The following is a 15343-nucleotide window of genomic DNA, read 5'->3' as shown; positions in this document are numbered from 1 at the left end:
TTCTCGATCAGCTGCTAGTCAGATTGAGTTTGCGACAGGGACATCCTTATTTCCGCTGGCTGCAACTGGCGATGGGCATCGTCTGCATGGCCATGATCGCGAACCTTCAATACGGCTGGACGCTGTTCGTCGATCCGATCGACGCGAAATATCACTGGGGCAGAGCGGCGATCCAGTTGGCCTTCACGCTTTTTGTGGTGACGGAAACCTGGCTGGTTCCGGTCGAGGCATGGTTCGTCGATAAATATGGCCCGCGCGTCGTGGTCATGTTCGGCGGAGTCATGATTGCCCTTGCCTGGGTGTTGAATTCCTACGCGGATTCGCTGGTGCTGCTTTACGCCGCAGCAATCATCGCCGGAATCGGCGCCGGCTCGGTGTACGGCACCTGCGTCGGCAACGCGTTGAAGTGGTTTCCCGACCGCCGCGGCCTCGCTGCAGGTGCGACGGCAGCGGGCTTCGGCGCCGGCGCGGCAATCACAGTGGTGCCGATCGCAAATATGATCGTCGCGAGCGGCTATCAGCACGCGTTCCTGACTTTTGGCATCGGACAAGGCGTGATCGTTTTCGTCCTGGCATTTTTCCTGCGCCGGCCGTCGCAGCCAATGCCGGCGAAAAAGAAGCAGCTCAATTTGCCCCAGACCAAGATCGACTTCACGCCGCCGCAGGTGCTGCGCAGTCCGATTTTTTGGGTAATGTATCTGGTGTTCGTAATGGTTGCCGCGGGCGGTCTGATGACCGCGGCGCAGATTGCGCCGATCGCGCATGACTTCAAGATAGCGAATGAACCGGTTAGTCTTCTGGGCTTTCAAATGGCCGCATTGACCTTCGCCATTTCGCTCGACCGCATCTTTGACGGTTTCGGCAGACCGTTCTTCGGTTGGGTCTCCGATACCATCGGGCGCGAACACACCATGTTCATCGCCTTCGGAACGGCTGCGCTGATGGTGCTGACGCTGTCCGTGTACGGTCACATCCCGATCGTCTTCGTGCTGGCGACCGCTGTGTATTTCGGCGTATTCGGCGAAATATACAGCTGTTCCCCGCCACCAGTGGCGATACCTTTGGTGCCAAGTTTGCGACCACCAACAACGGCATGCTGTATACCGCCAAGGGGACAGCCTCGCTGCTAGTGCCGCTCGCCAGCGTCGTCGCTTCGAACTACGGCTGGCAGGCCGTCTTCGTTGTTGCTGTCGGCCTGAATGCCACGGCGGCGCTGCTTGCATTGTTCGTCATCAAACCGATGCGACGCGCTTTCATCCTGGGCAATGAAACCGTCGAGGTCGTCGCAAGCGCGCGGACAGTCGGCACAGTTTGAACGCCGCTACTTGAAATCCAGGCGAGGTGGACTTCCGTGCACCTCTCTTTTTTCTCCACGGCACTGGCATACAAAATACAAGAATAGGGAACGGCATGAATATCCATGAATATCAGGGCAAGGCCATTCTGACGAGCTTCGGCGCACCAGTTTCAGAAGGCCAGCCCGCACTCTCGGTCGAAGAAGCCATGACTGCCGCGAAGGCGCTCCCGGGCCCGGTATACGTCGTGAAATCACAAATCCATGCGGGCGGCCGCGGCAAGGGCAAATTCAAGGAATTGCCTGCCGACGCCAAGGGCGGAGTGCGGCTCGCCAAATCCATCGAAGAAGTGGCTGTGTACGCCAGGGAAATGCTCGGCAACACACTCGTCACCGCGCAGACCGGTCCCGCCGGTAAGCAGGTCAACCGCCTGTACATCGAGGACGGCTGCGACATCGAGCGGGAATTCTATCTCTCGATGCTGGTCGATCGCGAGACGTCGCGCGTTGCTTTTGTGGTCTCGACCGCAGGCGGGATGGACATCGAAAAGGTTGCACACGACACGCCCGACAAGATCATGACCTTCTCGGTCGATCCCGCGACCGGCGTCATGGCGCATCACGGACGCGCCGTCGCCCGCGCGCTCGGCCTCCAGGGCAATCTTGCCAAGCAGGCGGAGAAACTCGCAGCGCAGCTCTATCGCGCCTTTATCGGCACCGACATGGCGATGCTCGAAATCAACCCGCTGGTGGTTACCAAGCAGGGCGAGCTGCGATGCCTCGATGCCAAGATCAGCTTCGATTCGAACGCACTCTATCGGCATGCCGAACTGATCGAACTGCGCGATCTGACAGAAGAAGACGGCAAGGAGATCGAAGCGTCAAAATCCGACCTCAACTATATCGCGCTCGAAGGCACGATCGGCTGCATGGTCAACGGTGCCGGTCTGGCGATGGCGACCATGGATATTATCAAGCTCTATGGTGCATCGCCGGCGAATTTCCTCGACGTCGGCGGAGGCGCGACCAAGGAGAAGGTTGCGGCCGCATTCAAAATCATCACATCCGATCCCAACGTGCAGGGAATTCTGGTCAATATTTTCGGCGGCATCATGCGCTGCGACGTCGTCGCCGAAGGCGTGGTCGCGGCCGTGCGCGAAGTCGGCCTGGCCGTGCCGCTGGTCGTGCGTCTGGAAGGCACCAATGTCGAACTCGGCAAAAAAGTCATCAGGGAGTCCGGCCTCAACGTTGTATCGGCGGACGATCTCGACGATGCCGCACAAAAGATTGTCAGAGCTACACGAAAGGAGGCCGCGTAATGGCCATTCTGATTGACAGCAATACCAGGGTCATCTGCCAGGGCTTCACAGGCAAAACCGGCACCTTTCACTCCGAGCAGGCGGTGCTTTACGGCACCAAACTCGTCGGCGGCACGTCGCCCGGCAAGGGGCGTACCAAACATCTCGATCTGCCGGTATTCGATACCGTGGCGGAAGCTCGGGAGACAACCGGCGCCGATGCGAGCGTGATTTATGTCCCGCCACCGGGCGCTGCGGACGCGATCTGCGAAGCGATCGATGCCGAGATTCCGCTCATCGTCTGCATCACCGAGGGCATTCCGGTGACCGACATGATCAAGGTCAGCCGCGCGCTCGACGGATCAAAATCACGGCTAATCGGTCCAAATTGCCCGGGGGTGATGACGGCCGGAGAGTGCAAGATCGGAATCATGCCCGGCAACATCTTCAAGAAGGGCAGCGTCGGAATCGTTTCCCGCTCGGGAACGCTGACCTACGAGGCGGTCTATCAGACCACTGCGGAAGGCCTCGGGCAGACAACCGCGGTCGGTATCGGCGGCGATCCGGTCAAGGGCACCGATTTCATTGCCATGCTTGAATTGTTCCTGGCCGATCCCGCGACCAAATCCATCATCATGATCGGCGAGATCGGCGGCTCTTCGGAAGAAGACGCCGCGCAATTCATCAAGGACGAGGCGAAGCGCGGCCGCAAGAAGCCGATGGTCGGCTTCATTGCCGGACGTGCCGCCCCGCCCGGCCGCCGCATGGGACACGCCGGTGCGATCATCTCCGGCGGAAAGGGCGATGCAGAATCCAAGATCGCTGCGATGGAGGACGCCGGTATTCGTGTTTCTCCTTCGCCGGCGCGTGTCGGAAAGACGCTGGTCGACGTGCTTAAGGGCTGAGCGTGCCTGTGAATGACTCCTCCCCCCGCTTCTGGAGAACGGCATGAAAATCTGCATTTACGGCGCCGGCGCGATCGGCGGCTATCTCGGTGTGCAGCTGGCTCAGGCGGGAGCGGATGTCAGCCTTGTCGCGCGCGGCGCCCATCTCGCCGCGATGCGCGCCAACGGTCTCAAGTTACTGATCGGCGATGAAGAGCGCGTGGTGCATCCCCGTTGCACCGACAACCCCACCGAGCTCGGACCGCAGCATTTTGTCATCATTTGCCTGAAGGCGCATTCGATCACCAGTGTTATCGAAGCGATCCAGCCGCTGCTGGCTTCGCACACACGGATCGTTACCGCAGTCAACGGAATCCCCTACTGGTACTTCTACAAACACGGTAACGCGTGCGAGGGGTCGACGCTTGAAAGCATCGATCCGGGCGGACGGCAATGGCGCGAATTGGGTCCGGAGCGCGCGATCGGCTGCATCGTCTATCCGGCGACGGAGATCGAGGCGCCCGGCATCATCCGTCATGTCTACGGCGACCGTTTTCCGCTCGGCGAAGCCTCTGGAGAAAGAAGTACGGACGTCGAACGGCTCGCGGCGATGTTCGTCAAGGCCGGTTTGCAGGCGCCTATCCTCGACCGGATCCGCGACGAAATCTGGCTCAAGCTGTGGGGCAATGTCTGCTTCAATCCGATCAGCGCGCTGACGCATGCGACCTTAGACAAGATCTGTACTGATCCGGCAACGCGCGCCCTGTCGAAAGCCATGATGCTGGAGACGCAGAGCATCGCGGAGACTTTCGGCGTCAAATTCCGCGTCGACATCGAGCGACGTATCGAGGGTGCACGCAAAGTCGGCGCCCACAAGACATCGATGCTGCAGGATCTTGAGCGCGGACGCCCGATGGAGATTGATCCGCTTGTCACCGTGGTTCAGGAAATGGGGCGTCTCACGCAGATCCCAACACCGGCGATCGACGCGGTTCTGGCGCTCGTAACACAACGCGCCAAAATCGCTGGTCTTTACTAAACGCGGCACTCGACCGAGCCGCAGACGTTATCATCGGAACGATGGCTAATCTTTTCAGGGGGGTCTTATCGTGCCTCATTGGGTTCGTTTTCGTCACCAGGACGTAACCGGCTTTGGAACGATCTCACATTCAGAGATTAGCGTTCATGACGGCGAGATGTTCGGCAAGTCATGGGCAAACGGCCAGCGGCTCGCCTTGTCCGCTGTCGAACTCATGGCTCCGAGCGAACCATCAAAGATCATCGCGTTGTGGAATAATTTTCACGCGCTTGCTGCAAAATTGAATGTCCGGGAACCCGACGAGCCGCTCTACCTTCTGAAGGCCCCGACGACGGCCGCGGCGCCGAATGCAGTCGTAAAACGACCGACCTCCTATGAGGGCAAGGTCGTCTACGAAGGTGAACTCGCCATCGTCATTGGGCGCCGATGCAGCGGCGTCTCGGTCGATCAGGCCGATGCCTTTATTCATGGCTATACCTGCGTCAACGACATAACGGCCGCCGACATCATCAGCAGGGATGCCACGTTCGCGCAATGGGCCCGCGCCAAGGGTTTCGACGATTTTTGTCCATTCGGGCCTGCCATCGCATCCGGGATCGATCCTGCGAAACTCGTGGTTCGGACGATCCTGAACGGCGAGGAGCGCCAATCGTATCCGATTTCAGACATGATCTTCAGCGTACAACGGCTCGTAAGCAAAATCTCGCACGACATGACGTTGTTGCCGGGCGACCTGATCTGCTGCGGTACATCTCTTGGTGTTGGATCGATGAAGGATCCGATCAACAAGGTCACCGTCGCGATCGACGGTATCGGCGAACTGACCAACGAATTCAGGCAGGCAAGTTAAAGGACGCAACCTTCATCGCACAACATTGCGCGAGGAACACGACATGACCTTGTTGCCAGGCGACCCGATCTGCTTTGGACCTCGCTGGGCGCCGGATCGACCAAGGTGATGCTTGCCTCGGGCTGTCGCGTCGTGCGGTTTGCTCAGGACTTTCGCTTTCGGGATGTGACAGGCTTTGGATTTACGCTGTCCAGGAATTCCCGGACGGTGCTGACCGATCCGGTATCGGCCGCAACATAACCGGGAATATCGGCAACGGCTTTGTGAAACTCGTTGCCCTTCATGATGTCGAGTATGCGCTGCATCGGTTCGGTTTCCAGAAAGGCGCGGCGGCAGACGAAAAAATAATCTTCCGTCAGCAGCCGGACGAAATCGAGCCCGAATTGCCGAGCGGCAGCCTCGACCCCGAAACTTACGTCCGCCATGCCGCTCGCCACATAAGCGGCCACTGCGGCGTGAGTGAATTCCATTTGTTGCGCGCCATTGCTTTGCGCAGCCGGCTCAACCGGTCACTCGGCTTCCGCGGCCATTGTGTCGCCCGCCCGCGCTAAACGCTTGCTCCCTTGCGAAGATCGGACACCGACACATTGAGGTCAGTCGCGACTTCGGTTTCGCTATATTCGCGCCGGATCTTTTCGATTGCTTTGCGCTGCGCGTCGGCGCGCTGCTCGATCAGCAGCTTCTCATAGCCGCATTGGGCCCCTCCTCGCCGCGCAAGATGAAAATATGCCTTCAACCGGCAGTACTGCAGCGCATTGCTAAAATCGTCGGTGATCCTGCAGGGCAGCGCGCCCCCTTCCTGTCACCCGATAAGCGGACATTTCAGAGCAGGTCAGCACTGTTCTTCTGTTGATGATCGGATCGCTCCGAAAGGCCATTTCTCTCAATTAAAGAGATGGATTAGTCCGATACTGACCCGATAGGAGGAAAGTTGTGTCCTTGAGCCTACCTCTGCTTCGACTTTTCGCGACAGTCGTGCGGAAGGCGAGCTTTTCGCTTGCTGCCCAAGAGCGTGCACTGGCCGACTGCGTCCGCGCCGAAGTGTGGCAGTATCCACGCTATCGTCAGCCCTCGGGTGTGACCTAGACGCCGCCGACAAGTGTCTTGGGATCAGGAGTTCGTCTTCGCCTTCCTTGCAGCGATCTGCTGGAGCGCCCAGCGTGAATTCTTCCGTACTTCCGGATCGGAATCATTCACCACCAGCGCGAGAAACGGCTCGGCGGCCGTATTGGCAATCTCGCCCAGCGCCGCGGCCGCCTCTTTTCGCAAATTGGCCTGTTCGTGGGTAATGCAACCGCCGATCGGCCCGACCGCCCGATCAACCTTCATCTTGCCGAGGCTTCGGATCGCCTTGAGACGCACCTGCCAGAAATCATCCGACAAGGCCGCAATCAACTGGTCTGCGGCAAACAGTCCGTTAGCGTTGATACCGAGCGTTTCCGCGGCCATCTCCCGAACCATCCAGTCGTCGTCCTTGAGCGCCCGGGTGATCGATTCGGCCGCGGGCTTCATCTGGGAAAAGGCAAGCGCGCTGACCGCCGCGCGCCTGACATGCGCGTCGGAGTCGGCAGTCGATGCAGTCAACGCCGGAATAGATTCTTCAAGCTTCAGAAACCCGATCACCCCGACCGCCTGGACGCGAACCGCCGCGTCGCTGTCCTGCAACGCTTCGAGCGCCGGCTTGAGCGTATCCTTGCGCCTTAGCTCTTTAAGCGCACGCAACGCGCCCATGCGGACGAAGGCATGTCCGTGCTTGACCAGCGGCAGGATCGCTTCCGCGCAGGCGGGATCCTTCAGTTCGGCCATGCTGTCTGCGGCTGCCGATGCAACAATCCGCTCGGGATCGACCAGCAATCTCACCAACGCCGCAGCCGATTCCGGACCATCGAATTCCCCGAGCGCCATTGCAACCTGCTGGCGCACACCTGCATCGGGATCGAAGACCATATTGCTGAGGTGTCCGACGGCCACCGGGTCACCGGATTGACCGAGCGCAATGATTGCGACGCGACGCTCGGATGGATCTGCCGCCTGAAGACGCTCGTCCGCGTCATCGAGATCATCGTAGGATTCGAACGGGCTGGACATTTCTACCTCAACAGATAGGGAATGTTGACGGTAACGGCGCCGGTCGGGCAATCGGCCTCGCATGGCATGCAATACCAGCATTCATCGTACGCCATATAGGCCTTGCCGGTCATGTCGCTGATGCGAAGCACGTCGAGCGGGCAAACATCGACGCATACCGTGCAGCCCTTGTCAGCGATGCACTTGGCGTCATCGACGACGACCGGAACGGAGGTCTGGTAACTGGCGAGAGGCATTTTTATCTCCTGTTGCTGGGTTCGCAGGAACGTCAGGCGCTGGCGCGGATGCGCTGCTTGTCGTAGAGGTCCTTCTCGTCATCGGCGATCGGCACCACGTAGGGCTGCACGGCCCGCTTCTCGCAGGTCATCTTGCCGTTCTTCTTGCTCAGAAGCGTGTGGCAGAACCAGTTCTCGTTATCCTTCTCCGGAAAGTCGGTTCGGAGGTGATAGAGGCCCCAGCGGCTTTCCTCGCGGTACAGCGAGGCGTGGGCCGCCATGTCGGCGCAATCGAGGATCGACTGGGTCTCGAGCGCGCGCAGCAATTCGTGCGAGTTGCGCGCGATCATGCGCTGCTCCATATCCTCCCGCACCTCCGTAAGGCGACGCTGGCCGAGTTCGAACTTGCGCGTGACCTTCGGCGGCTGCAGATAGTCGTTGACCAGGCGGCGCGCCTTGTACTCGATCTGGTTCGGAGGGATGCCGTCCTCGCGCTTGGTCGGCGCCATCACACGGTCGTGCTCCCTGGCGACGTCGGCGACATCGAACTCCGCGAAGTCGTGGTTTTGGGCAAATTCCATCGCATCGATGCCGGCAACAGATCCGTTGGTGAACGCACCCAGCATGTAGTTGTGCGGGACGCTTGCCATGTCACCGGCGGCGTAAAGCCCGGGCACCGTCGTGCGCGCGAAGTCGTCGACGAACACGCCGGATGCGCTGTGGCCAGAGCAAAAGCCGATCTCGGAGATGTGCATCTCGATCGATTCCGTGCGGTAGTCGTTGCCCCGCCCCTTCTGGAACAGTCCGCGCGTCGGCCGTTCGACCTTGTGGAGCGTCGACTCGATCTCCTCGATCGTCTTCTCGTGAAGATGTTTTAGCTGGAGGAATACCGGACCCTTGCCCGAGAGCAGCTCGTTATAGAATTCGAGCATCATCTGGCCCGACCAGTAGTCGCACTCGATGAACCGCGATCCCTCGTTATTCGCCGTGAACGCGCCGAACGGCCCCGCGACATATGCGCAGGCGGGTCCGTTGTAATCCTTGATCAGCGGATTGATCTGGAAACATTCGAGGTTCGCGAGCGCAGCGCCCGCATGATAGGCCATCGCGTAACCGTCGCCGGAATTGGCGGCGTTCTCGTAAGTCCCGAACATGTAGCCCGAGGTCGGCAGACCAAGGCGGCCGGCGGCGCCCATGCACAGGATGACGGCCTTCGCCTTGATGACGAGGAGTTCCGCGGTACGCGTGTTGACGCTGATCGCACCGGCCACGCGCCCGTCGCTCGAGGTGAGTAACCGCGTTGCCATGTAGCGGTTCGAAATCAGGATCCGGGCGCGCCGAAGCTGGCGGTAGAGCGCCTTCTTCACGGTATCGCCATTCGGCATCGGAAGGACGTAGGTGCCGATGTGGTGCACCTTCTTGACCGCGTAGTCGCCATTCTCATTCTTGAGAAAGCGAATGCCGAAACTGTCGAGTTCTTCGATTATATTGTAGCAATTCTGTGCGTATTTATAGACCGCCTTCTGGTCGACGATGCCGTCGTTCGCAATCGTGATTTCCTTGGTGTATTGCTCGGGCGTCGCATAGCCGGGAATGACGGCGTTGTTCAGCCCATCCATCCCCATCGAGATGGCGCCCGAGCGCTTGACGTTCGCCTTCTCCAGGAGAACGACATTCGCCTTCGGATTTTCTAGCTTTGCCTTCAACGCCGCCATCGGTCCAGCGGTGCCGCCGCCGATCACGAGCACGTCGCAGGACACTTCCGAAGATCCGCCGACTATCTCATCCATGGCCATCGTTCTCTCCTGGTTCGCCACATATCGGGCGCCGTAGCGCTAGATTTGTTCAGATGATAGTCCGGCGATAGCAATTAGTTGTCGCCGGAAACGGAATGCCAATGTTTGATCAAGTTGCCCAAATCACAGCGGCTCTTTGACCAACAAAGAGGCAGTGCGCGTCATCGCTCAACGAAAGCCTTCTCGATGACGAAGTGGCCGGGCTCGCTGTGGTTGCCTTCGGTAAGGCCGCGGCTGGTGAACATTGCGTGGAGTTCTTCCAGCATGCCGGGACTTCCACACAGCATGACGCGGTCGGTATCGAGATCGAGTCCCGAAAGGCCGATATCCGTAAAAAGCTGGTTCGAAGCAATCAGATCGGTGAGGCGGCCACGATTGCGGAACGGCTCGCGCGTCACGGTCGGATAGTAGATCAGCTTGTCAGCGATCAGGGGCCCGAAGAACTCATCCTGCTGGAGATTCTCGACGAGACGCTCGCCATAGGCGAGCTCGGAGACCTGACGGCAACCATGCCCCAGAATGATGGCTTCGTAATTGTCGTAAACGTCCGGATCCTTGATGAGGCTGGCAAACGGCGCGAGGCCCGTGCCGGTCGATAGCAGCAACAGCCGCTTTCCGGGAATGAGGTTTCCGGTGATCAGCGTGCCGGTGGCCTTGCGGCCGACCAGGATCGTGTCGCCTTCCCTGATCTTCTGCAGGCGCGACGTCAGCGGGCCGTCGGCAACCTTGATGCTAAAGAACTCAAGCGCTTCCTCGTGATTGGCACTCGCCATGCTGTAGGCTCGCACCAGCGGCCGACCTTCCACCTCGAGTCCGATCATGGCGAATTGGCCGTTCTGGAAGCGAAACCCGGGATCGCGCGTCGCGGTGAAGCTGAACAGGGAATCGGTCCAGTGTTTCACTGAAAGAACCGTCTCCTTCTGAAAGGCGCTCATCGTCCGTGTATCCTTTCGCTCGCTCGATCGTAAAGGGCGCATGGCATGCCCGACGATCGGACGTTTCGGCGAGAGACAGATTCCGCGCAACGTCGAACGTCGATTCCCGGTCGATTAATTTCACATTTCGCCAAAAGTCGTTTCGCGTGTCGCTCGGATGATGTCGCCGGCAACTAGTTGCTATCCAGCCGGCCGGCGACGTCATAAATATGCTTTGAGAGGAGATCAGTCGTGACAATAACCGCGATGGTTGCGCCGACGGTGATGGATTGCGAAGTGAGTCCCGATCTGGCGTCGCTTTCGATGACCACATCGGATGAACGGCGCCTCACGCTGACGGCGGAAGCGCTTCGTGCGGCCTGCAAATGCGCCCACTGCACTCGCGCGCGTTTCGATGGGCGCTTTCCCCAGAGCTTTCCTGGCATCGCCATCGTTGAGGTGGCCGATCTGGGTTACGGCCTGAACATTTCCTTCTCGGACAGACACAACCGCGGCATCTATCCCAAAGTCTACTTATTGGGGCTCACGGACAGTTGATTTTAGTGGGCTTTCCCGCACCGACGAGTGATGCCCGGAGACAGTCCAGCCCCTGCCATCTGGCATGAACATTGCTGCTTTGTAGATCAGTTCCAACTGGTCCGGAGGCCGGCAATGTTGCAGGTAGCAAGCGCAGTGCGCGGAGGCGCGCCTTCGGCGGCCTGTTCCGCGAGGACTGCCGCAAGTTCTTCGCTGCTTCTCACCGAAAGCCAGCAATGGATCGGCGGCCCGCCGCCATTGATGGAAAAGCTCACGCCACGAGAGCGGGAAATCGTTCTAAAGCAGGGACGCCGTAAGGTTCTCAATCGCGGCCAGACGCTGTTCAGTCAGGGCGCGAAGCATGACGGCATCTATCTCATTGAGAGCGGCCGAATCCGCGTGTTCTACACCTCGCCGCTCGGGCGCGAGATCACCCTCGCCTATTGGCGTGCCGGCAACTTCGTCGGCGGTCCGGAAGTGTTCGGCGGCGGCATTCATCAATGGTCCGGAGTGGCCTCAAGCAATTGCAGCGTCGTGCAGCTTCCCGGAAAGGAGCTGCGAACGCTGGCGACCGAGATTCCAAATCTTGCGATCGGTCTGATCGAAGGGCTTACTTTCAAAGGCAAATGCTACTCAGCACTGGCGCAGATGCTGGGAACCCGCTCGATCACGCAGCGGCTCGCGCATCTGCTGCTGCATCTCATGAATCTCTATGGCGTCGAGGATCCCGACGGCGTCGCGATCGCCGCGGCCTTTACCCATGCCGACCTGGCGCACATGGTGGGCGCAACCCGACAATGGGTCACCATCAGCCTCAAGCGGATGCAGGACAAGCAGATCGTGCTGACGAAACGGTCCCAGATCGTCGTCCGCCGACCGGACGTGCTTGAGGAAATGCGCGGGCAGGCCTCGGATTAAAGTCGATGCACATGCGATTGGCTTGGTGCAGCAAACTGCCCAACGACTATGCAACGGGCTTTTCCCGGCAACTAATCCACCATGACGGCCAGTCCCCATTTGCCCGGAGCGCTCCATCAACCAATCATGACAACCGCAGAACATCCAACCGAATGAGGATGAGAATGGTCCGCCACGTTCCAGCACTCTCGATAGCGATGTCCGTAGCGTCCCTAGCGCTGATGCTCGCGCAGCCGGCCAAAGCGGAAACCGTCACGATCGGCATCGGCACACAGGACACCACAACGAACACAGTCACCACCGGCCTCGTGATCCGTCAACTGCATCTGCTGGAGAAGTACCTGCCGACCAACGGCAAATACGCCAACATCAAGTTCGATCTCGAATGGCAGAATTTCACCTCCGGGCCTCCTCTCACCAACGCGATGATGGCGGACAAGCTGCAGTTCGGCGCGATGGGAGACTATCCGCTCATTGTGAACGGCTTCACCTTTGAAAATAACCCTGATAGCAAGAGCCGTTTGATCGCCGTTGCAGCTTACAGCCTCTCGGGTTCGGGCAACGGCATCGTCGTAAACAAGGACTCGCCGTACTACGAACTCGCCGACCTCAAGGGGAAGCTCGTCAGTGTTCCCTTCGGCTCGGCCGCGCACGGCATGGTGCTGAAGGCGATGCAGGATCGCGGCTATCCCGCCGACTTCTTCCAGCTGGTCAGCCAGACGCCTGAAGTCGGTTCGACCAATTTGCAGGAGAAGAAGATCGACGCGCACGCCGACTTCGTGCCGTTCGCGGAACTGCTGCCGCTCCGCGGTTCCGCACGGAAGATCTTCGACGGCGTGGAAACCAACCTGCCGACCTGGCATGGCGTCGTTGTCCGCACGGATTTTGCCGAGAAATATCCCGAAGTCGTCGTCGCCTACATAAAGGCGATCATCGCCGCCAACCAATGGCTGCGCGCCGATCCGAAAACGGCGGCCGAGAAGATCCAGGAATGGACAGGGATCAACAAGGAAGTCGTCTACATCTTCCTTGGGCCGGGCGGCAACATGACGCTCGATCCGACCATCAAGCCGCCCCTGATTGATGCCGCAGCGGCAGACGTCAAGGTGCTGCAGAATCTCGGGCGAATGAAGGAGTTTGATCCGAAGAAATGGGTCGACGATTCCTTCATCCGCAAGGCCTATGCCGAGATGAAGCTCGACTATGATGCCCAGCTTGCCAGCACGACGAACTACGAGATCTCTGGCGAAGACAAGTTCTGCAAGAAGCCGATTACGAGGCCGCGCAAATCGGGCGAAGTGTGGGTCGATGACGAGGGGATCCTTCCCTTCAGCAGCGCCATGTGCACGCTTGGGGCCTACGCGGATTTCACGGCCAAAGGCAAGAAGATCGACGTCGCCTATGTCTTCGATACCGCGCGCGGGATCAAGCTGTTCGCCGATCAGGCCTTCTTCGTGGTGGCCAGCGGCGATATCGCGCCGTTCCTCCTGAAGAAGGATGCCGAAGCCTACGCCGCCAAGAACAACGGCAAGGTCCTTGGGTTTGACGATGCAGTGAAGGCCGCCGTGAGCGGAGGAAAAACGTGAGCAGCCCCGCGCTCGTACGGCATGCGGCAGAGCCCGCCACGGCGATTGCGGCGAAGGAAACGCCTTCCGCCGCGGCGCCGCGTCAACCGGTCACGATCCGCGTCATGGCCGCGCGCTGGTTCCGGCTCAACAAGGACAGGATGCGGGCCACTCTGATCGGCGCGATCTCCCTGGTCGCCTTTCTGATCGCCTGGCATCTGCTGACCAAATATCGCGTGGTGTTCTTCGTACGCTTCACGAACTTGCCCTCGCCGCTCGCTGTCTACGATAGTTTTACGAGAGCGATCCGCGATCCGAAATTTTTGATGCATGTCGCGCTGAGCTGCCGCCGAATCCTTCTCGGATTCTCGCTGGCGGCGCTAGTCGCCGTACCGCTCGGCCTCGTGATGGGCCGGTTCAAGCTGATTCATGAGGTGATCTTTCCTGTTTCGGAGGTCATACGTCCGATTCCTGCCATCGCATGGGTACCGATGGCGATCATGCTGTGGCCAACCAACGAACAGAGTATCGTCTTCATCACGTTCCTCGGCTCCTTCTTCCCGATCCTGGCGAATACCCTGCACGGGATGTCGCTGGTCGATCCCGTTCTGGTGCGAGCCGCGCGGTGCCTCGGCGCCCGTGAAGCCGCGATCTTCCGCGAGGTGTACTTCCCGGCTTCGCTTCCACACATCTTCACCGGGCTCACCGTCGGCATGGGCGTGGCGTGGGTGTCGCTGATCGCAGCCGAGATGATCTCCGGGCAGTACGGCATCGGTTATTTCACTTGGGAAGCCTACTCGCTGGTCCAGTACGCCGACATCGCGCTCGGCATGGTCGCAATCGGTCTGCTCGGCCTGACATCGAGCCTTCTGATAAGAGCCCTCGGACGGCTCGTGATGCCATGGGGGCGAACGTGAGCCAGACCGAAGCCAGAACAGCCGAAGCCGCGGCCAGCAAAGGCCATGTCGAAGTCAGGAACTTCTCGCTAAGCTACGAGACGATCGACGGCTCGGTCGAGGCGGTCACCGATACCCGGATTCACGTGCGGCCTGGCGAATTCGTCTCGATCGTCGGACCTTCGGGTTGCGGAAAATCCACGCTGTTGAACGCGGTTGCGGGCTTCCTTAAGCCCACCACGGGCACCGTGACCGTCGATGGCGAACTGGTGAAAGGGCCAAGCGCCGAACGCGGCATGGTATTCCAGCAATATTCGCTCTTCCCCTGGAAGACCGTACGGGAAAATGTCGAATTCGGACTGAAGATGCGAGGCATGGAGCGGTCCCGGCGCGAGCGCGCGGCGCGCACGCTGCTTGGCCTCGCCGGCCTCGAGGCCTTCGAGAAGCACTATCCCGACCGGCTGTCCGGCGGCATGAAGCAGCGCGTCGGCATCGTGCGGGCGCTGGCGACCGGACCGAAAGTGCTACTGCTGGACGAACCCTTCGGCGCGCTCGATGCGCAGACGCGCGTCATCATGCAGCAGATCCTCACCAACATGTGGCAGCGTTTGAAGATCTCCGTCCTGTTCGTCACCCACGATATTGACGAGGCGATTTTCCTCTCGGATCGCGTCTACTGCATGACGACGCGGCCGGGTTCGATCAAGGCGGAGATTCCCATTCCGCTCGAGCGGCCTCGTCACCAGTCCATGATGATGTCGTCGGAGTTTTTGGCTTTGCGACGAGGGTTGATGTCGTTGATCCGGGAGGAGAGCCTAAAGGCTATGGGCGGCGAAATCAACGACCTCGGCATGCAGGGGCTCAATATCGAACTGCACGGACAGTCTCTGGCTGACGTGATCTAGAGATATCGCTGTGTGTGTACCGAAAACCTAAACACGGGAGTAGTGGTGATAAAGTCCGCCCAGGATGGCTCGTGAACTGATCACACCAGTTCGCTGAACCCGGCGAGAAACGCTGTGTGTACCGAAGATCTTATCCGAGTTGAT

The 15343-nt window shown here is 59.6% G+C and carries 14 protein-coding genes and 2 pseudogenes; 10 read left to right on the top strand and 6 right to left on the bottom strand.

Translation table 11 applies throughout. The features are described 5' to 3' along the window. Positions 1–71 precede the first annotated feature (71 nt). The 5 genes and pseudogenes from oxlT (at position 72) to B5527_RS20255 (ending at position 5365) form a co-directional block, all read left to right on the top strand. Positions 72–1315: pseudogene (gene oxlT / locus B5527_RS20275) on the top strand (oxalate/formate MFS antiporter). Positions 1316–1410: 95 nt separating this feature from the next. Beyond that, entirely contained in the window at positions 1411–2613 is a 1203-nt protein-coding gene (gene sucC / locus B5527_RS20270; RefSeq protein WP_079603106.1) for an ADP-forming succinate--CoA ligase subunit beta, read from the top strand. Next, positions 2613–3497, top strand: a complete 885-nt coding sequence (sucD, locus tag B5527_RS20265) for a succinate--CoA ligase subunit alpha (protein WP_079603105.1) — start codon at positions 2613–2615, stop codon at positions 3495–3497. Before sucC ends, sucD begins: the two co-directional genes overlap by 1 nt. A gap of 43 nt (positions 3498–3540) precedes the next feature. Further along, positions 3541–4515, top strand: coding sequence for a 2-dehydropantoate 2-reductase (locus B5527_RS20260; RefSeq protein WP_079603104.1), 975 nt, complete (start codon positions 3541–3543; stop codon positions 4513–4515). Positions 4516–4585: 70 nt separating this feature from the next. Continuing rightward, a complete protein-coding gene (locus tag B5527_RS20255; RefSeq protein ID WP_079603103.1) occupies positions 4586–5365 on the top strand; it encodes a fumarylacetoacetate hydrolase family protein in 780 nt (259 codons plus the stop codon). Between the two features lie 143 nt (positions 5366–5508). Here B5527_RS20255 and B5527_RS20250 read toward each other — a convergent pair. The 6 genes and pseudogenes from B5527_RS20250 to B5527_RS20225 form a co-directional block, all read right to left on the bottom strand. Beyond that, positions 5509–5850 (bottom strand): annotated as a pseudogene (locus B5527_RS20250) (substrate-binding domain-containing protein); the annotation flags it as partial. A 62-nt stretch (positions 5851–5912) separates the two neighbouring features. Continuing rightward, a complete protein-coding gene (locus B5527_RS20245; RefSeq protein WP_079603102.1) occupies positions 5913–6101 on the bottom strand; it encodes a hypothetical protein in 189 nt (62 codons plus the stop codon). Between the two features lie 374 nt (positions 6102–6475). Continuing rightward, positions 6476–7453: a HEAT repeat domain-containing protein gene (locus B5527_RS20240; protein WP_079603101.1), complete on the bottom strand. Its 978-nt coding sequence runs from the start codon at positions 7451–7453 to the stop codon at positions 6476–6478. 2 nt (positions 7454–7455) lie between these two features. Next, the gene (locus B5527_RS20235) at positions 7456–7689 is read right to left on the bottom strand and encodes a 4Fe-4S dicluster domain-containing protein (RefSeq protein WP_008141081.1); all 234 of its coding nucleotides are present in this window, start codon (positions 7687–7689) and stop codon (positions 7456–7458) included. Positions 7690–7721: 32 nt separating this feature from the next. Then, positions 7722–9464, bottom strand: a complete 1743-nt coding sequence (locus B5527_RS20230; RefSeq protein ID WP_079607392.1) for a fumarate reductase/succinate dehydrogenase flavoprotein subunit — start codon at positions 9462–9464, stop codon at positions 7722–7724. Positions 9465–9625: 161 nt separating this feature from the next. Then, a complete protein-coding gene (locus B5527_RS20225) occupies positions 9626–10399 on the bottom strand; it encodes a ferredoxin--NADP reductase (RefSeq protein ID WP_079603100.1) in 774 nt (257 codons plus the stop codon). A 246-nt stretch (positions 10400–10645) separates the two neighbouring features. Between B5527_RS20225 and B5527_RS20220 the strand changes: the two genes are divergently transcribed. The 5 genes from B5527_RS20220 to B5527_RS20200 all read left to right on the top strand — a co-directional run bounded on the left by B5527_RS20220 (position 10646) and on the right by B5527_RS20200 (position 15199). After that, on the top strand, positions 10646–10936 hold the full coding sequence (locus B5527_RS20220) for a gamma-butyrobetaine hydroxylase-like domain-containing protein (RefSeq protein ID WP_079603099.1): 291 nt from the start codon (positions 10646–10648) through the stop codon (positions 10934–10936). Positions 10937–11050: 114 nt separating this feature from the next. Then, a complete protein-coding gene (locus tag B5527_RS20215; protein WP_079603098.1) occupies positions 11051–11833 on the top strand; it encodes a Crp/Fnr family transcriptional regulator in 783 nt (260 codons plus the stop codon). 164 nt (positions 11834–11997) lie between these two features. Then, positions 11998–13419, top strand: a complete 1422-nt coding sequence (locus B5527_RS20210) for an ABC transporter substrate-binding protein (RefSeq protein WP_079603097.1) — start codon at positions 11998–12000, stop codon at positions 13417–13419. Next, positions 13416–14315: an ABC transporter permease gene (locus tag B5527_RS20205; protein WP_079603096.1), complete on the top strand. Its 900-nt coding sequence runs from the start codon at positions 13416–13418 to the stop codon at positions 14313–14315. Before B5527_RS20210 ends, B5527_RS20205 begins: the two co-directional genes overlap by 4 nt. Next, positions 14312–15199, top strand: coding sequence for an ABC transporter ATP-binding protein (locus tag B5527_RS20200; RefSeq protein ID WP_245332665.1), 888 nt, complete (start codon positions 14312–14314; stop codon positions 15197–15199). The genes B5527_RS20205 and B5527_RS20200 overlap by 4 nt, the downstream gene beginning before the upstream one ends. Positions 15200–15343: the final 144 nt, after the last annotated feature.

It is taken from the genome of Bradyrhizobium erythrophlei (assembly GCF_900129425.1).
In the GTDB taxonomy this organism is placed as follows: domain Bacteria; phylum Pseudomonadota; class Alphaproteobacteria; order Rhizobiales; family Xanthobacteraceae; genus Bradyrhizobium; species Bradyrhizobium erythrophlei_C.
Note: the sequence above shows the minus strand (reverse complement) of the source record. Positions and strands in the feature narration are given on the sequence as shown.